13 protein-coding genes and 1 pseudogene are annotated in these 18,067 nt (G+C 72.5%); 4 read left to right on the forward strand and 10 right to left on the reverse strand.

All coding sequences use genetic code 11. The features are described 5' to 3' along the window. The 4 genes and pseudogenes from BAW75_RS20605 to eccE all read right to left on the reverse strand — a co-directional run. A pseudogene (locus BAW75_RS20605) lies at nt 1-283 on the reverse strand (EamA family transporter RarD); the annotation flags it as partial. Next, nucleotides 280-768 carry a GNAT family N-acetyltransferase gene (locus tag BAW75_RS20610; RefSeq protein WP_043327286.1) on the reverse strand — a complete coding sequence of 163 codons (489 nt, stop codon included), beginning with the start codon at nt 766-768 and terminating at the stop codon, nt 280-282. The gene BAW75_RS20610 and the pseudogene BAW75_RS20605, both read right to left, overlap by 4 nt. A gap of 97 nt (nt 769-865) precedes the next feature. After that, nucleotides 866-1,252, reverse strand: a complete 387-nt coding sequence (locus BAW75_RS20615; RefSeq protein ID WP_030503717.1) for a phage holin family protein — start codon at nt 1,250-1,252, stop codon at nt 866-868. Nucleotides 1,253-1,312: 60 nt separating this feature from the next. Beyond that, nucleotides 1,313-3,097 (reverse strand): type VII secretion protein EccE, encoded by a 1,785-nt coding sequence (gene eccE / locus BAW75_RS20620; protein ID WP_104114586.1) that lies wholly within the window; start codon nt 3,095-3,097, stop codon nt 1,313-1,315. A gap of 246 nt (nt 3,098-3,343) precedes the next feature. Between eccE and BAW75_RS20625 the strand changes: the two genes are divergently transcribed. Next, nucleotides 3,344-3,661, forward strand: coding sequence for a WXG100 family type VII secretion target (locus tag BAW75_RS20625; RefSeq protein WP_030503719.1), 318 nt, complete (start codon nt 3,344-3,346; stop codon nt 3,659-3,661). 20 nt (nt 3,662-3,681) lie between these two features. Then, entirely contained in the window at nt 3,682-3,975 is a 294-nt protein-coding gene (locus BAW75_RS20630; protein ID WP_043327280.1) for a WXG100 family type VII secretion target, read from the forward strand. Between the two features lie 46 nt (nt 3,976-4,021). On the opposite strand, the gene mycP is transcribed toward BAW75_RS20630, so the two are convergent. Continuing rightward, nucleotides 4,022-5,227: a type VII secretion-associated serine protease mycosin gene (mycP, locus tag BAW75_RS20635; protein WP_043327278.1), complete on the reverse strand. Its 1,206-nt coding sequence runs from the start codon at nt 5,225-5,227 to the stop codon at nt 4,022-4,024. Between the two features lie 152 nt (nt 5,228-5,379). Here mycP and BAW75_RS20640 point away from each other — a divergent pair, with 152 nt between their 5' ends. Both BAW75_RS20640 and BAW75_RS20645 read left to right on the forward strand, forming a co-directional pair. Next, nucleotides 5,380-8,313, forward strand: coding sequence for an SseB family protein (locus BAW75_RS20640; RefSeq protein ID WP_104114602.1), 2,934 nt, complete (start codon nt 5,380-5,382; stop codon nt 8,311-8,313). Beyond that, nucleotides 8,310-8,675: a hypothetical protein gene (locus BAW75_RS20645; RefSeq protein WP_043327276.1), complete on the forward strand. Its 366-nt coding sequence runs from the start codon at nt 8,310-8,312 to the stop codon at nt 8,673-8,675. The genes BAW75_RS20640 and BAW75_RS20645 overlap by 4 nt, the downstream gene beginning before the upstream one ends. 1 nt (nt 8,676) lies before the next feature. Here the strand turns inward: BAW75_RS20645 and BAW75_RS20650 are convergent, their stop codons facing one another. From BAW75_RS20650 to acs, 5 genes are all read right to left on the reverse strand, one after another. Next, entirely contained in the window at nt 8,677-9,609 is a 933-nt protein-coding gene (locus BAW75_RS20650) for an alpha/beta fold hydrolase (protein WP_104114587.1), read from the reverse strand. Between the two features lie 104 nt (nt 9,610-9,713). Then, a complete protein-coding gene (locus tag BAW75_RS20655; RefSeq protein WP_104114588.1) occupies nt 9,714-10,052 on the reverse strand; it encodes a hypothetical protein in 339 nt (112 codons plus the stop codon). A gap of 169 nt (nt 10,053-10,221) precedes the next feature. After that, a complete protein-coding gene (locus BAW75_RS20660; protein ID WP_043327268.1) occupies nt 10,222-12,624 on the reverse strand; it encodes an immune inhibitor A domain-containing protein in 2,403 nt (800 codons plus the stop codon). Between the two features lie 357 nt (nt 12,625-12,981). Beyond that, complete coding sequence (locus BAW75_RS20665) at nt 12,982-15,765, reverse strand: immune inhibitor A domain-containing protein (RefSeq protein ID WP_231915639.1); 2,784 nt, start codon at nt 15,763-15,765, stop codon at nt 12,982-12,984. Nucleotides 15,766-15,996: 231 nt separating this feature from the next. Then, nucleotides 15,997-17,985: an acetate--CoA ligase gene (acs, locus tag BAW75_RS20670; protein WP_043327265.1), complete on the reverse strand. Its 1,989-nt coding sequence runs from the start codon at nt 17,983-17,985 to the stop codon at nt 15,997-15,999. Nucleotides 17,986-18,067: the final 82 nt, after the last annotated feature.

Genomic DNA, 18,067 nt, shown 5'->3' on the forward strand with positions numbered 1-18,067 from the left:
CGGAGTTCACGCCGTAGATGTACGTGCCCCAGTTGACGGCGATCAGCGCGGCGGCGAGCCCGATGCCGGCGAGCGCCCGCGGCCGCCCGGCCAGCCTGCGCAGAAAACCGGCGTGCCGCGTGGCGGCCAGCAGCAACGCCACGAACGCCACCGACCAGAGGATCCGGTGCGCGAGGATCTCCATCGGCCCGGCCGGGCGCAGCAGCTTCAGGTAGATCGGGAAGAAACCCCAGATCAGGTACGCGCCGACGCCGTACAGGTAGCCGAGCCGGAGCTGGTTCACCGCTCCACCGTAAGTGGTGGATCTGTCTGCTGATCCTTATCGGTGACCGGCGTCACCCGCTGATCCAGCTCCATCCACCGATCCGGCGCGACCGGGCGGAAGCCGAGCTTCGCGTAGACCCCGTGCGCGTCGAGCGTCGCCAGCAGGATCCGGCGTACGCCCAGCTCGGCCAGGTGGTCGCGGACCGCGCCGGCCAGCCAGGTGCCCAGCCCGCGACCGCGCTCGGCCGGGTCGACGTAGACGTCGCAGAGCCAGGCGAACGTGGCCCGGTCGGTGACCACCCGGGCGACAGCGACCTGCCGGCCGTCACCGGCCCGGTAGACGCCGAAGCCGATCGAGCCGGCGAACGAGCGCGCGACCGTCTCCCGCTCCCGCCCCCGCGCCCAGTAGGCGTCGCCGGCGAGCCAGGCGTGCACCCGGTCCAGGTCGATCCGGTCCGGGTCGGTGCTGATCTGGTAGCCGTCCGCGCGGGTCACAGTGAACACCCGCCGACGCTAGCGCCGACACCCGGGCCGCTCGCCAGCCAATTCCCTCCTGGTGGCCCCGGCCGGTCGCCGTCGCGCCCGGCCGGGGCCGGGGGTGTCAGTCGCGGTCGAGGACGGCGCCCAGGATCCAGGTGACGATGCCGACGAACAGCGCGCCCAGCACCGCCTCCGGCCAGAACCCGTCCACGTGGAAGGGCAACCCGGCCTCACCGGCGATCCAACTGGTGAGCAGGAAGAGCAGGCCGTTCACCACGAGCGCGATCAAACCGAGGGTGAGCAGGTAGAAGCCGCAACCCACGGTCTTGATGATCGGCTGGAGCACCGCGTTGACCACTCCGAAGATCACCGCGACGAGAACCAGCGTGATCACCGTCTCGGTGGCCGACCCGGAGTCCAGCGAGATGCCGGGGATGAGCAGCGTGGCGAGCCAGAACGCCACTGCCGTCGAGCCCACACGAATCAGAAGACCCTTCAGGAAATCCATGGCCGGGATCGTGCCACGGACGTACCACCAGGGAAAGCAGCGTGACGCCCCCCGCGCGCCTCAGCGTCGCGCCGGGCGACCGACCAGTTGCGACTCCACAGGCGTCGGTGAGAGCAGCGCCCACCGCAGGGCCCGCCGGTTGACCACCGCCACCATGTCGTCGCGGATGCGGGTCAACCAGTCGGCGGATCCGCCGAGCCCGAGCGCCGCCCCGGCCAGCGCCGCCTCGTCCGGGTCGAGTGGCTGAAGGATCGCCAGGTCGGTGCGGGCCAGCGTCGCCGTGTCGGCCGCGGTCAGCTCGTCGCGGACCACGAGCACGGACTGCCAGGCCGCGTCCGGCCCGGCCTCCGGCGGCACCGGGCCGACGTCGACCACCACCAGCAGCGGGCACAGCGGTGAGGCGGGCGCGCCGCCGGGCGGACGCCCCGGCGGAAGCAGCGGTACGCCGCCACCGAGCGTCCCGACGCCGCGGACGAACGGCTCCCAGGCCCGGGGACGGCCGGTCTGCACCGCCACCCGGGCGCCCAGCGCCAGCGCCCGCAGCACGAGCAGTTGAGCGGCCGGCACACCGCCGATCAGCAGCACCCGTGTCGGGGCGGGCCGGAACAGGCGCACGGTGAGCGCGGCGCCGTGGCGGTTGGCGCCCACCATCAGGCCGGCGGTGGCCGGGGGCAGTTCCAGCGCGGGCGGCGGCGACCCGGACCCACCGGTCACCCCGAGCGGCAGCGTGGCGGCGAGCCCGGCCAGGTGCTCCCCGTCGAGCCGGCGCAGCTCCCCGCCGACGTCACCGGCGACGCGCCGAAGCGTCCGATCCACCGCCGACAACTCGTCCGCGCTGCCGGCGGCGACCCGCACCGCCAGCTCGGCCGGGGCCGGATTCGTCCCGGTGCGGGGTCCGACCGTCAGCGCGACGGTGGTGGCGGTGGCGGGCACCGCGAGCAGCCGGGTGACCAGCCCCGGGGAGGCCTCGCCCCGCGGATCGGGCCACCGGCGCAGTCGCCAGGTGGCCTGCGCCAGCCCGCCCACGGTGAGCAGCGGCCACGTCTCCCGGACCGGGGCGCCGGGCTCGTGATGGGCCAGCTCGGCGATCACCCGCAGCGCCGCGTCGCCGCCGAGCGGCCGGGCGGTGAGCGGCCCGAGCCGGCGGACGATCCGCCGCAGCGTGCCGGAGAGCGCCCGCAGCAACTCCTCGTCCGGCCAGCCGTCCGCCCGCAACACCTGGACGGCCAGGACCGCGCGCGTCCGCCCCGGCACCCGGCCGTCGGTGAGCTGCCGGTAGGACGTCCCGGCGGGACCGCCCGCGACGGCCGGCACGGGCGCGGGGGAGGACGAGAAGACGAGCTGCAACCGGACCGCTGGGGCGTCCGGGCCGCTCGGCGGGAGCAGGTCGGACGGTACGGGCAGCCGGCGCGCGTGGTCACCGAGCAGGTCGTCCGGGTCGCCGAGTTCCAGCAGCGCGGTCAGGCCGGCGGCGTCGTGCAGCACCGCGGCCGGACCGCCGGCCAGCTCGGTGGAGCCGGCCACCGCCCCCGGCCGGACCAGTTCCAGCAGCGCCGCCGGATCGGCGGCCGACGGCAGGGCGCGGCGCCGGGTCAGGTACGCGACGGCGGTGACGAGCCATTCGTGCAGCCAGCGGCCGCGTACCCGGATCCACGCGGCCGGCAGCATCAGCGCGGCGGTGAGCAGCGCGGCGGCGGTCGCCACGAAGCCCCGCCCGGCGGCGGCCACCAGCACGGCCGCCGCGACCTGTGTCGCCACGACCTGACCGGCCCGCTGCCGCGCGCCCGGCCGCCGTGTCCACAGTGGGGCGGACGCGGCCGGCCGGGTCGTTGTCGTCGCGGCCACCGCACCTCCTCGCCCGGGCCCCGCTGTGACGTCACCGTGGCACATCGTAATGGCCGAGTTGTCCACAGGGGAGCCCGAGGGGGTAGCAGAACCGGAGTGGGGCGGCTACCGTCAGCGACGAAATCGTCGAGTCGCGTGTCCGCCGCCGCCTGGTCTTCCCCTCCACCGGCCCCGGGCGCCCCCGGCGAGTCCACGGTGGTCACCGGGGTGACCAGCCACGACCGAGGAGACGAGGTGACGTCCGGGATGTCCCAGACCCAGGCAGAAGCCGCGGTGATGCAGCAGACCGCCGCGAAGTTCGAGCAGGTCGACCAGTCGCTGCAGACGATGCTCAGCGGCCTGATGGCCGAGCTGGAGGTGCTGCAGCAGGCCTGGCGGGGCGCCGGAGGGCGCTCGTTCGCGCAGGTCAAGCAGCAGTGGGCGCAGGACCAGGCGGCCCTGCAGCGGGCGCTGCGGGAGACCGCCACCGCGATCCGCACCGCCGGCCGGCAGTACGACCTGTCCGACACCGAGGCCGCCGGCCGGGTGGCGGGCACCAACCGCGGCATCCAGCTGCCGCTCTGACAACCGGAAGGATCGAACTCATGGAGCACGGTGTGCTGGTCGTCAACTTCGCCGCCCTGCAACAGGCCGGCGCCGACATCCAACGGGCGCTGTCCACCCTGGAGAGCCAGCTCGGCCAGTTGGAACGCGACGCCGCCCCGCTGGTGGCGAGCTGGAACGGCGCCGCCCGCGAGGCGTACGAGGTGCGGCAGTCCCGGTGGCGGGCCGCCTCGCAGGACCTGCAGGCGATGCTGCGCGACATCAAGCTCGCGGTGGAGGATTCCGCGGCCGACTACCTCGACACCGAGAAGCGCAACACCAACCTGTTCCAGTGAAGCGTCCCGTGCGGCCCGGGTCTGCCGATCCGGGCCGCACGGCGGTTCAGGCCGGGTCGGCCGCCCGCCAGCGGCGCCGTGCTCCGCGCGGCAGCACCAGGGCGAGCGCCGCCACGAGTGCCACGGTCCCGCCCACGACGGCGGCGGTCAGCAGCGCCCGGTCCCGGGCCGTCCCGCGGCGAGCCTCGCGGGCCAGCGCGGCCGGATCCGGCCGGTCGGCGGGCAGCGCGGCGCCCGGCCGGGGCCGGGAGTCCACCACGCCCGCCGACTCGGTCACCGCCCGGTACGGGTTGAGCACCCCCGCTCCGTAGCCGGTCTCCCGTCCCGGGGCCGGGTCGGCGGCGGCCACGATCCGGGCGGCCACCTCGTCCGCGCTCAGCCGGGGCCGGTACTGACGCAGCAGCGCCGCGGTGCCGGCCACGAACGGAGTGGCGTAGCTGGTGCCCTCCGCCCGGTGGTGTCCCTGGCGGGGCGCCGCCATCAGCACCTCGCTGCCCGGGGCGACCACGTCGACGTACGGGCCGGTCTGGGAGAACGCCGAGCGGGTGCCGTCCGGGCCGATCGCGCCCACCCCCAGCACGCCGTCGTACGCGGCCGGGTAGGGCCGGGGATCGCCGTTGTCGTGCAGGTTCCCGGCGGCGGCCACCACCACCACGTCCTGTCGCAGCGCGTACGCGACGGCGGCGCGCACGTCGGGGTCGTCCGCGTACAGCACGACCGACAGGTTGAGCACGTCGGCGTCGTGGTCCACCGCCCACCGGATCGCCCGGGCGAACCCGGCCGCGTCGACGGTACGCCCCGACTCCCGCCCCTCGACCACCTGCTGCTCGCTCACCCGTACCGGGAGGATGCGCGCGTCCGGCGCGAGGCCGCGGAACGCGACGCCGGGCTGCGGGGCGGCGGCGACGATGCTCGCGACACCGGTGCCGTGCCCGGCGCAGTCCCGGGTGCCGTCCCCGCCCGGGTCGAGGAAGTCGGCGCCGGACAGGACGCGCCCGGCGAGCTGCGGATGGGACCGGTCCACGCCCGAGTCGATCACCGCGACCACGACTCCGGCGCCGGTGGCGAGCGGGGCGAGCCGGTCCGGGGCGTACCGTTGCTGCGGCCACGGCTGTTGCGCGACCGGCCGCGCCGGGGCGGGTGGCGAGGCGCAGCCGGCCGGCGCGCGAGCCGCCGCGGGGGCGACCGGAGACCCGACGGCGAGGAGCGTCGCCAGGGCGGCCACGGCCGGGTGCGCGACAGGCCGATACATCGACGACCTCCGTAACGTGTCGGCTCCGGGACGGGATGTTATCGCCTCGTGGACATCGGGGCGGACCGTCGATGGCCAGAAGTCCTGATCTTGCTGCCACCTTGTAGGTTGTAGGCGATGCCTGTGGCCTGTTCGCGGAAGGAGAGGTGGCCGTGACCGGATGGGAGCCGGCCACCGAGGCCGAGGTGGCGATGCGGGACGCGCTGCGCGCCCAGGACCAGCAGCAGTACTTTCGGGTGCTGACGCGCGTCGATCTGTTCCTGCCGGTCACGGGCGGCCCGGCCGGCGGATGGGGCACCTGGACCTCCGGCGGCCGCACGCACGTGCTCGCCTTCACCTCCGCCGCCGCGTTGCGGGCCAGCCTGGGGGAGAACGCCGGCACGGCCCGCCGTGTGCCCTACCCGGAACTGGCGGACGGCTGGCCCAACCCGGAGTGGTGGCTGGCGGTCAACCCCGGGCTGCCGATCGAGGGCTACCTGCCCGCCTGGTACGTCGCCCAGCTCTCCCGGGGCGACGTCCGGCTGCCGGGGCGGACCATGGGCGCTCGGGCCCGGCTGGAGCGGGTGGAGGGCGCGGCCCGGAGCGCGCGCAACGGCGTACCCGATTCCGCGCCCCGCCCGTCCGCCGTACCCGTCCCGCCGGCCGCCGTCCCGCCCCCTGTCGTTCCGGCTCCCGCGGTTCCGCCCGCAGCCGTTCCGCCTCCCGTGGTGCCGCCTCCGGCGGTGCCGCCTCCCGCGGTGCCGCCTCCGGCGGTGCCGGGCGACCGGGGCGGACGGCGGACTGCGGACGACGAGCCGCCGACGGTGCCGGTACGCGGCGGTTCGGTGCTGGGGCGGCGGCTGCCGACCGTGCCGCCCCGCCGCCGGGAGCCGGAGCGGGACAGCCCGGGCCGCGCCGACCCGGGCGACGAACCGGGTACGGACGCCCTGGACGGCTGGCTCACCGACCTGCGCCGCCGCCCCGACGAGCCGGACCCCTTCGCCGCCGAGCCCGCGTCGACCGACGAGCCGCCGCCGACCCCCACGCCACCGCCACCGTCGCGGTCCTTCTTCGAGCCCGCCTCCGGTCGCTCGGCCCGGCGCCCGTCACCGCTGGACGCGCCACGGCGGGCCGCCGACCGGGCCACCCCGCCGACCCGGTTCGCCGGTGGCCAGCCGTTTCCGCGTCGCCGTCCGCTGAACGAGCCGGTACGGGAGGACCCCACCCAGGCGTTCGCGGCGCAGGCGGACGAGCCGCCTCCGGCGCTCCGGACCGACGAGGCGACCCAGGCGTTCCGGCCGAGCCGCCCACCCGAGGACGCCATCGGGACGCTGCCCCGGCGTCACTCCGGCCCTGCCACCCCCGCGACGGACACGTGGGCCGACCCGGTCGGCCCCGACCGGGAGGCCCCGCCCTGGAACGCTGCCGAGGACCCGACGGAGGCGCTGTCGCCCTCGATCGCCGAGCCGGTGTCGAGCCCGCCCGCGCCGCGCCGGGACTTCACCCCCGTCGTCATCGAAGGCACGGTCATCGAGGCCCGCGACCTGACCGAGCCCGATCAGCCCTGGTCCGCGCAGTACGCCGACCCGGTGCGTGCCGCGCCGGCCGATCACGCGGCGGCACCCTGGGCCGGTGACCCGACCGCGCCGCTCCCGGCCGACCCGCTGCTGACGACCGGCGACGAGACGATGAACCTCACCGAGGCCGCCCACACCGTTGCGCCGGCCGAGACGGCGCCGTTCGACCGGGCCGGGAGGCTCGACGATCCGACGGTGTCGTTCACCTCGACGGCCGAACCCACGGTTTCCCTGTTCGAGGCGCACACGCCGGCTGCCGAGCCGACCACCTCGCTGTTCGCGCCGACGCCGCCCGAGCAGACGGCGGCCCTGTTCGCGCCGGCCACCGCCGGGGAACAGGCCACCGTGTCGCTCTTCGAGCCGGCCGCCGACGCCGAGCCGGCCACGCAGCCGGCCACCGAGGCCGAACCGGCGGCCTTCGACGACTCCGTCACCACGTCGCTGTTCGCGCCGGGTGAGCCGACCGTCGCGCTGTCCACCCCGCACGAGACGCCGGACACCTCGGCGCCGCCCGCGCCCCTGGCGGAGCCGGCGCCGACCGACGGCGACCCGGTGAGCGCCGCCGCTCCGGCCGACTTCGTGCCGGCGAACAACGTGGAGGAGGAGTTGCTGGCCGCCGCGGGCAGCGGGAGCACCGACGGCTTCCTCACCACCCTGCTGCTGGCCCGGGTGCTGCTGCCGGCCGCGCCCGACTCGGCCGCGGGCAGCCGGCCGGGTGAGCCGGGGTTCGTCTGGCACACCGAGCCGGTGGACGGCGAGACGTCCGTCTCGGTCTACACCTCCCCGGAACGCCTCGCCGAGCACGCCGGAGACGCGGTCGAGACGGTACGGGTCAAGTTCGTCCAGCTCATTCGCAAGTGGCCGGACGTGTCCTGGTCGTTCCGGGTGAACCCGGGCAGCCCGGTCGGCGCGACGTACCCGGGGGAGCAGGTTCTCGCGCTCGCCAACTGGGCGGCCGAGGTGGGCCTCGGCGACGACCCGGAGCCGGCCGCGGCGCCGCAGCCGGCGGAACGACAGCGCCCGGAGGCGCCGACGATCGCCGCGAACCAGCCGGTGACCATGCAGAAGGCGATCGCGGCGAGCCAGCTCGCGTACTACCTGGAGCGTGGCTACGACCGGGTCTCCGGCTTCGTGCACCGGGCCGGGGAACTGGCGCACCTGAACAGCCCGGCGGAGCTGTACCGGGCGCTCGGGCTCGGCCACCCGGGTTCGCCGTTCTCCCCGGACGACGAGGAGATCTACCTGCTGCGCTGGCCGGCCTACCGGCCGAGCCTCTACCGGATCCCCTACGGCGGGCCGAACGAGGCCGCGATGCGGGCGATGGAGGGCTGGGTGATCGAGCGACCGCCGTTCCGCGGCAACGGCTTCGCCCCCGGGGAGAGCAGCGACGTGATCGCCGAGTTCAAGGTGGACAGCGCCCGCCTGCCGCACGGCGCCGAGCTGTGGCGGCTCGGCGCGGACGGCGCCACGCGGCTGGTCGCGGTCCTGGACACCGATGCGCTGGTCTGGCGGAAGGCGGACGAGGCGTGACCCGCGACGGCTACGTGGCCCGCTGGCGGGGGCGGGAGTACCAGGCCAGCCCCGCCGGGGACGAGGTCCGCCTCTACCAGCCCGGCCCGGAGGAGGGGTTCACCGAGGTACGCCCCGGCCGGTACGTCCGGGTGGTGCCGGCGGCCGAGGTCGACGATCTCGCGTACGTGCGGACCACCTGCACCTGGCAGGGACAGCCGTTCATCGTGCTGGCCGAGCACGAGGGCTGGCTGCGGCTGGAGTACACGGGTGGGCGCTGGCCGGTGGCCGAGGCGATGGGGCTGGAGGCGTTCGACTTCGGTGTCTACCAGGGCTGGGCGCCCGCGACCGAGGTGGCCGACCTGGGCGAGCAGCGGGTCTGAGTCAGGACTTCGCCCAGCGCAGGACCTCGCCGAGCACCAGGTCGCGGGCCTCCACGTGGGGGAAGTGCCCCACGTCGTCGAGCAGCCGCCACTCGTACGGCGCGCTGACGTAGCGGCCGGAGCCCTGGGCGGTACGGGGAAGCGACGCGCGGTCCAGCGCGCCGTGCAGTTGCAGGGTCGGCGTGACGAGCGGCTTCTGCATCAGCTTCACGAAGCGGTAGCCGTGCAGCCGCAGCACCGAGCGGAACGCCCAGCGGTAGCCCTCCATCGCGCAGAACGCGGCCTGCGGGATCTGCATCGCGACCCGGCAGCAGTGGGCGTAGGCGGCGAAGTCGGGGCTGTCCGCCCAACGTGGGCCGCCCCACCGGCGCAGGATCTCCTCCACCTCGGCGGCGTCGTCCCGGGTCAGGACGTGCTCGTAGCGGGGGAGCTGGAACTTGAGCGTCGCGGTGGCCGAGGCGAACTGGCCGCGCGGGTCGGCGAAGATGGCGGCCCGCAGCCGCAGCGGGTGCGGCGCGCCGAGCACCACGAGCCGCCGGACCAGGGTCGGGTGGAAGGAGGCGGCGGTCCAGCCGATGAGCCCGCCCGCGCCGGTGCCGACCACCGTGGCCGATCGCTCGCCGAGTGCGCGGATCAGGCCGGCGACGTCGGCGGCGAGCGTGTAGCCGTCGTACCCCCGGGGTGGTTTGTCGCTCGCGCCGTAGCCGCGCAGGTCGACGGCGACCGCCCGGAAGCCCGCGTCCGCGACCGCCGGCAGCATCTCGTGCCAGGCGTACCAGTACTCGGGGAAGCCGTGGAGGAAGAGCACCATCGGACCGGCGCCCGCCTCGACGACGTGGAACCGGCTGCCGTTGGCGCCGACGAACCGGTGCGTCCACGGCCCCTCGGGCAGGACGCAGGACTCGTCGACGGGTCCGCCGCGCTGGTCGGTCATGGGGCACAGCCTAGGGCCGCCGAGCGCGCATCGGGCTCGCAGGTGACCAGGATCAGGGATTTCTCCGGGAGGTGACCCATGTGGCCCGGCGACCGCTTGCGGGGTCAGGATTCGGCGACGCGCATGGGGATGCCGGGCCCGCAGTCCACCGAGCGGTCCCGCGCGGTGAGCCGCAGTGAGACGAAGTCGCCCTTGCGCAACTCCCCGGCGTTCGGGCCGTACACGGCGTACTCCGTGCCGTTCTCGTCCATCAGGCCGTAGCAGGGTCCGGCGCCGCCCCGGGTGATCCATCCGGCGACGACGCCGGCCGGGCGGTTGTCGGTCGGCTTCCTCGGCGGGCCGGCGGGACGCCGCAGCGTCGGCAGTTCGGTGGCGGACAGTGGCGTGGGCCGGTCGGCGGGCGTGCCGGCGCCGCTCGCGGCCGGCTGGTGGTCGTCGGACACGGATCCTCCGTCTCGGCCGCGCCGTCGATCAGCGCCGTCGTGGGGCGGCCGGCAGCGTGGGGCGGGTGTCGAACGGATGGGACGCGGGCGGGGTACGCCGGGTTCCCGGAAAGGGCGATGCCCGGGCGGTGAGCCCGCCCGGGCATCGCGTGGCGCGTCGATCAGTGGATCAGGAGAAGCGGACCTTCAGCGAGGTGCCGTTCTGCTCCAGGACCTTGATCTTGGTGCCGGTGGCCGGGAGCTTGACGCCGTGGTTCGGCAGCTCCGGGTACCAGTACTGCTTGGTGTCGTCGAACAGCGGCTGCGCGTCCTGACCGCGGATGTACTGCGGCTGGCTGTTGATGTGCAGCGTGAACGAGTCGGCCTTCTTCAGGCTGAACGGCGCGTCGTAGACCTGGACACGGGCCCGCCAGGGCTGGCCGGTCAGGTTGTAGATCGGCCGCGGGTGCGCGTCGATGATCATGTTCCGACCCTCACCCGGGTGCGCGAACGTGTCGTTGTCCGCGAACCGCAGGTTCCAGTAGGAGATCAGCAGACCCTCCTGGTACGCGTAGTGGTCCACGTAGTCCGGGCGGGTGTTCGCGTAGCCGAAGAAGTACGGGCCGGTCTTGAGGTACTTGTCGTACGAGACGTACGACCGGTGACCGGCGATGTAGTAGTTGTCGAACTTACGGGTGTAGGTCTCCTCGACGATGCTGAAGCCGCTGAGGGTCCAGCCGTTGGCACCGGCCTCGGCGCCGTCGGTGAGGAGGGTCTGACCGTCGGCGGTCACGGTGATCGCGTCACCGTAGAAGCCGCCCTCGGACACGCCGCCGTCCGTCTGGTAGCGGAGCCGGAACTGCACGACCTTGCCGGCGACCGCGTCCATCGGGATGTTGACGTCGACCCACTGGTCGTTGCTGGAGCCGTCCAGGGCGTAGCGCCCGGGGGAGATCTCCTTCAGCGGGGTGCCGTTGGCCGTACCGGGCAGCGAGGTCCAGGTCTGGCCACCGTCGGTGGACGCCTCGAAGAACAGGTAGTCGTAGTCCGCCTCGATGCTGTAGCGACCCTTCATCGACAGCGCGGCGCTGGTCTTCCCGGTGAGGTCGACAGTGCGCGTCATCGTGTTGTTCAGGTCGTCGTCGTTGCCCGAGAAGAACTGCTTCGTACCCTCGAACGGCTTGCCGTTCTGGAACGTGTACTCCCGCTGCGGCAGCACCACCACGGCGCCCTGGGCCTTGTTGGAGTTGTACTCCTGCGGCCCGAGTTCCAGGGTGCGCTTCTGGCCGGCCACGATCACCTCGTAGTCGAGCCAGCCGAGCTGGAGCTTGTTCCAGGCGCCGAGGTCGCCACCGCGCTCGCCGATGCCGCCGTCGTTCTTGGCGCCGAGCCGGCTCTGGGCCATCAGGGTCCAGTGCTCGTTGTTGTTGTCCCCACCGCTGACCACGTTGTAGTCGTCCGGCAGACCGAGGTCGTGGCCGTACTCGTGGTAGAAGACGCTCCGGCCACCGTTCTCCGGCTGGATCGTGTAGTCACCGATCCAGACGCCGGTGTTGCCGATCTGGGTGCCGCCGGCCGGGAAGTTCTCCGGGCCGGTGTTGCCCTGGTCGCTGGCGAAGGCGTACCACCGGTGGCTCCAGATGGCGTCCTCACCCTGGTACGGGTCACCGTCGGCCTCGTCGCCGCCGGCGTGGACGATCTGGAAGTGGTCGATGTAGCCGTCCGGCTCGTTGAAGTCGCCGTCGCCGTCGAAGTCGTACCGGTCCCACTGGTCCATCGCCTTGACGTCCGCGGCGATCTCCGCGTCGGAGCGGCCCTGCGCCTTCTGGTCGGCGACCCACTGGTTGGCGGCGTCGCGGACCAGGGCCCAGGTGTTGGTGCAGACGTTCGAGGCACACGGGTAGCCGCCGGAGCGGCCGTAGCGAGCCTCGTTGTACCGCACCTTCACCCAGTTGGTGACCTCGCCGTCGACGCTGTACCGACCCGAGGACTGGGCCTCGTAGTACTGCTTCAGCGACTCGTCGCCCGGGTTGGTGCCGAAGTACAGCTGCCGGTAGTAGTCGGCGCTGTAGTCCGCCTGCCAGACCGTGGAGTTGTCCACCGCGCGGTTGGGCTGGGGGATCTGGTTGCGGAGCGGACCGTCGAACCGGGTCGGGCCCGGGGTGTCCGGGTCGGTGTCCTGGTCCGGGTAGTTCGGGTGCCGCTCGTCGCCGAACTCCGCGAGGATGACGAAGATCCTGTCGGTCCGCTCGCGGGAGAGTTCGACGTACTGGTCCTTGGTCGGACCCTTGCCGGCCTTGGTGCTCTTGGCTGCCTTGCCCGCCGCGGGACCGGCGGCGGCCCGCTCGCCGACCTTGACGACCGTGCTGCCGTTGATCTTCTGGGCCTTCGCCCTGCCGGACAGGACCTCGCTGAGGCCTTCCTGGCGCAGCGCGCGCCGCTTCTCCTCGAGCGGGTTGGGCAGGTCGTGCTCAGCCTGCGCAGGCTCGGCCACCGACGGAGCGGCGGCCGGCAGCTTCGGCGTCGGCGCGGCGCTGGCGGCCGTGCCTGCCACCAGCCCCGTCGCGGTCAGCGAAAGCCCGAGCAGACCCACTGCGACTTTGCGCACGTGGTACCTCCGGTGTGAGGGAACCGGCCCAACTGGGGGTACGGGCCGGTGGAACGGTCCACTGGTGGGACCAAGGGTGAACATAGACACTGCTGCGACTGGTGGGAAGACGCGTGCGTCGATTTGTTGCAACTTTTTGTTGAGAACGCTTTTCACCGTCACACACCTGCCCGTCACCGAGCCGTTGACCAGCGACGATGCGCGGAGCGGCGATTGCAGAGACATGCATGGATTAATGGGTTACGCGGAAGGGCCGGGAGCGCTCACGCTCCCGGCCCTTCCCCATCGAGCTAGATCAGATCATTTTTCGGTCATTCCGGTTCCGCTTTGACCGCGCCCGTTTCAGGGACGCGGCGGGACCACGTACACCTGGGCGTACGAGTTGTCCTTGGCGGCCCGCTTGATGATGATCGAGACGCCGTACTGGACGCCCGCGTCACCCGGGTTGCCGGTGCCGAGCACGATCGCCCCGCCACCCAGCGTCGAACCGTAGTAGTCGGTCGCCGGAGTGCCGTCCGGGTTCACCACCCGGGTCGTGTACTGCTGGTTGCCCCGCGACGGGACGACCACCGAGGCGTCGTTGTCCCGCGCGTACGCGGCGCCGTCACGGATCTCGATGCCCGGGTACCAGCCCTTGGCGTCGGTGAAGCCCTTCACCGGCGCCTGCGGGCCGAACTTCGTGCAGTACTCGCTGTACGGCTCGTCCGCCGCCTCCAGGCACTCCTTGAACGGGTACGTGGGCTTGAGGCCGAACGCGGCGTTGGAGGACTGCGGCCGGCTGGGCAGGTTCTTCAGCACCGACGGGTCCTTCTCGGCCGCGGTGCCCTTGCGGCGCAGCGGGTCGTTGTGCGAGTCGACGATCAGCAGACCGCCCTTGGCGCCGTAGCTGGGCAGCGCGGTCATCTGCGCGGTGACGTGGTTGACGTCGCCGAGCTGGGTGTCCCGGTACCAGACCAGCATGCCCGGCGCGTTGTACGCGATCCGGTCGACCTTCCACGCCTCGTGCGAGTAGACGGTGTCGTAGGTGTACTTCAGGCCGTTGTCGAAGCCGTCGAAGTTGCGCCACTCGGCCAGGTAGTAGTGCGACTTGACCTGGGTGCCCGAGTCGATGTACCAACCCGCGCCGCTGGTGTCGGTGAAGGTGCCGCCGGTCTGGGTCCAGCCCGCCGCGCCGCTCTCCACGTCGTCGCTCCAGGTGGTGGCGCCGCCGCCGGTCACCGAGAAGTCGTCGGCGAACCAGCCGCGCTCGACGAACGCCTCGTCGGTGGCGTACCGCAGCCGCACCTGCACGGTCTGCCCGGCGAACGACGACAGGTCGACGTAGTCGTGCCGCCAGCCGCCGGTGCTGCCGCTCAGGCCGTACTTCTTGTTGCCGAAGTCGACCATCCGGCCGTTCGGGTCGGCGTAGCCGTCGTTTGTGGAGACGAGCGCGCCGCCCTCGGCGTACACCTTCTGCTCGTTCCAGGTGGCGCCGCCGTCGGTGGAGACCTCGACGAAGCCGAAGTCCCAGTCCGCCTCGATGACGTAGTTGTTCCACATCCAGAACTTCGCGTCGGCGGCGTTCGGGACGGTCACCGTGCGGCTGAGCTTGACGTCGGCCCAGTTCTGGTCCGCGCCGGAGTACCACATGTTGCCGCCGCTGTGCGGCGTCGCCAGTGAGATCACCTTGTCCGGCAGGTCGATCTTGATGCCGTCCTCGGTGCCGACCGGCGTACGCGACGTCTGCCCGAGCTTGACCAGTTTGGACCGGTCACCCGGCCCGAACGTCTTCGGCTCGGCCCAGCCCAGCACCCACTTGTCCCACAGACCCATGTGGGTGGGCAGCGCCTGGAAGATCTCGCCGGAGTGCGAGCCGGACGCCATCAGGTCCCAGAAGTCCACGTCCGAGTCGGCGTTGCCGGAGGTGTCGTAGAGGTCCGGCAGGCCCAGGTCGTGGCCGAACTCGTGGGCGAAGACGCCGACGCCGGCGTCCTCCGGCTGCACGATGTAGTTCGACACCTTCAGGTTGGTGCCGGGGATCGTGTAGCCGCCGGCCACCGTCGAGGAGTGCGCCCAGACCGAGTAGATGCCGATGTCGCCGCCGCCACGGGACTTGCCCTGGTTGGCGTGCACCAGCACCAGGTGGTCGATCACGCCGTCCGGCTCGTGGTAGTTGCCGTCGCCGTCGCGGTCGCTCTGGTCCTCGATGTCGTAGTCGGCCCACGGGAAGTTCGGGTCGGCCGCGGCCAGCGCGTCGATCGCGTCGGTGGCGAGGCGGCCGGCGCCCTGCGGGTTGTCCGGGTGGCCGTTCATCGACTGCTCACGCCCGGCGACCCAGTTGCCGTTCTCGTCCTGGAAACAGCGCGACGCGGCGTACCAGCCCTCCGAGTGCGGCACCGTGATCCACGGGGTGGCCTGCCCGTCCACCGTGTACGCGCCCTTGGACATCTCCAGGTACATGTTGTGCATGGTCCGCCCGGCGAGGCTGATGCCCGGCTTGCCGTCCGGCCCCTTGAGGTCCTTGCGGACCCGCTCGGTGATGCCCTTCTTGCTGTAGAGCATCTTGTCGTAGTGGGCCGGCGAGAAGTCCGGCACCCACATCGAGTTGTTGTCCTTGTGCGGCAGCGTGGCCGGGTTCGGGATGGTGTTGTGCCGCGGCCCGTTCTGCACCGTGCCGGGAACGCAGGTGCGGTCCTCGAACACCGTCTTCGGGACCATCACGCCTGTGAAGTCGTCGTTGGCGTTGTCGTTGAACTCGACGAGCAGCGTCAGCAGCTTGGCGGTCTGCGTACTCTTGGCCTGCTTGATCTTGCGAGGGCTCTTGCCGGTCCGGATGGACTTGGCCTCCAGCTTGGCCAGCTCACGGGCCGCGATCGGGTTGCCCCCGGCGTACTTGCGGTCGTAGGCGCGGGCCTCGTCCGCGGGCGAGGTGAAGACGCCGTCACGGCCCTTGATCTCCTTGCCGCCGGTGTCCGGCTGCACCTCGGGCTCGGCGTAGTTGATGTAGTGCTCGTCCGCCCCGATCGTGACCGGTGCGGACCGGGACGGCTGGGCCGCCGCGCTGCCCGTCACGGTCAGCGACGTGGCCGCGAGCGCGATGACGGGCAGCGCGACGAGTAAGCGTCGCCGTGCCCTGTGCTGCGACATGGGGAGCATGCCACTCCGTTCGTAGGGAATGGTGGGGAACCGGCCGTCTCACTGACGCTCGTCGAAATCCGCCGGTGCGGCTGAACGTAACCGACAACAAGCGACATCGACAGTGGTGGAAAAGTGCTCTGGCCGATCAGGTCAGATCGGGTCCCCCGATCGACCGGCGCGGATCCCGGATACGACGAAGGGGGCGGACCGCGCCGCGGTCCGCCCCCTGGTCGGCTGTCGTCAGTCCTCGTCGGACTTGCCGCCACTCATCCCCGACGAGATCAACTCCATCACCGAGGAGTCCTGGAGCGTGGTCACGTCGCCGAGCGACCGGTTCTCCGCCACGTCCCGCAGCAACCGGCGCATGATCTTGCCGGAGCGGGTCTTCGGCAGCTCCGGCACCAGCATGATCTGCCGCGGCTTCGCGATCGGGCCGAGCGTCTTCGCCACGTGGTTGCGCAGCTCGGCGATGAGCTGCTCGCCCGCGTCGCCGGCGGTCTCCGCGGTGCCGCGCGGGATGGCGAACGCGACGATCGCCTGCCCGGTGGTCGGGTCGGTCGCGCCGACCACCGCCGCCTCCGCCACCGACGGGTGGCTGACCAGCGCCGACTCCACCTCCGTGGTGGAGATGTTGTGGCCGGACACCAGCATCACGTCGTCCACCCGGCCGAGCAGCCAGATGTGCCCGTCGTCGTCCTTCTTCGCGCCGTCACCGGCGAAGTAGACCCACTCGTCGCCGATGTTGGCGCCCGCGCCGAACCGCGACCAGTACGTCTCCAGGAAGCGGTTGTCGTCGCCCCACACCGTCCGCAGCATCGACGGCCACGGCTCCTTCAGCACCAGGTAACCGCCGCCGCCGTTCGGCACCGACTCACCCTGGTCGTCCACCACGTCGGCGACGATGCCGGGCAGCGGGCCCATCGCCGAGCCGGGCTTCGCCTCGGTCACACCGGGCAGCGGCGAGATCATGATGGCGCCGGTCTCGGTCTGCCACCAGGTGTCCACCACCGGCAGCTCACCGCGGCCGACGTGCTGCCGGTACCAGATCCACGCCTCCGGGTTGATCGGCTCACCGACGCTGCCGAGCAGACGCAGCGACGACAGGTCGTAGCCGGCCGGGATGTCCTCGCCCCACTTCATCATGGTGCGGATCAGCGTCGGCGCCGTGTACAGGATGGTCACCTTGTACTTGTCGACGATCTCCCAGAACCGGCCCTTGTGCGGGGTGTCCGGCGTGCCCTCGTACATGACCTGGGTGGCGCCGTTGGAGAGCGGGCCGTACACGATGTAGGAGTGCCCGGTCACCCAGCCGATGTCGGCCGTGCACCAGTAGACGTCCGACTCCGGCTTCAGGTCGAACACCGCGTGCGTGGTGTACGACGCCTGGGTCAGGTAGCCGCCGGTGGTGTGCAGGATGCCCTTCGGCCGGGCCGTCGTGCCGCTGGTGTAGAGGATGAACAGCGGGTGCTCGGCGTCGAACGGCTGCGCCTCGTGCTCCGGCGCCGCCGTCTCCACCGTCTCGTGCCACCAGTGGTCCCTGCCCGACCAGGCGACCTCCTCACCGGTACGCCGCACCACCAGCACGTGCTCCACCGACGGGCACTTCGCCACCGCCTCGTCCACGGTCGGCTTGAGCGCCGACGGCTTGCCCCGCCGGTACCCGCCGTCCGCGGTGATCACCACCTTGGCGCTGGCGTCCTGAATCCGGTTGGTGAGCGCGTCGGCGGAGAAGCCGCCGAACACCACGCTGTGCGTGGCGCCGATCCGGGCGCAGGCGAGCATCGCCACCGCGGCCTCCGGGATCATCGGCATGTAGATCGCCACCCGGTCACCGGCGGTCACGCCCAGCTCGGTCAGCGCGTTCGCCGCCTGGCAGGTGAGCCGGTGCAGGTCGGCGTAGGTGACGGTGCGGGTGTCGCCCGGCTCGCCCTCCCAGTGGATCGCCACCTTGTCGCCGAGGCCCGCCTCGACGTGCCGGTCCAGGCAGTTGTACGCCACGTTCAGCGTGCCCCCGGTGAACCACTTCGCGAACGGGGCGTTCGACCAGTCGAGCACCTGCTCCCACGGCTGGGCCCAGGCCAGCCGGCCGGCCTGACGCGCCCAGAAGGCCAGCCGGTCACCGGCCGCCTCCTCGTACGCCTCGGCGGTCACGTTGGCGTTCGCGGCGAGTTCAGCCGGCGGCGGGAACTGGCGCGTCTCGTTCAGCAAGTTGGCCAATGCCTCGCTCATGCGGTGACTCCTTCGTCGCGTGACCTGCGTCTCCTACTCCGGGGAAGGTTAGTCCCGCCGTACCCCGGTCGCGACCGCCCGG

This window comes from Micromonospora chalcea (assembly GCF_002926165.1).
In the GTDB taxonomy this organism is placed as follows: domain Bacteria; phylum Actinomycetota; class Actinomycetes; order Mycobacteriales; family Micromonosporaceae; genus Micromonospora; species Micromonospora chalcea.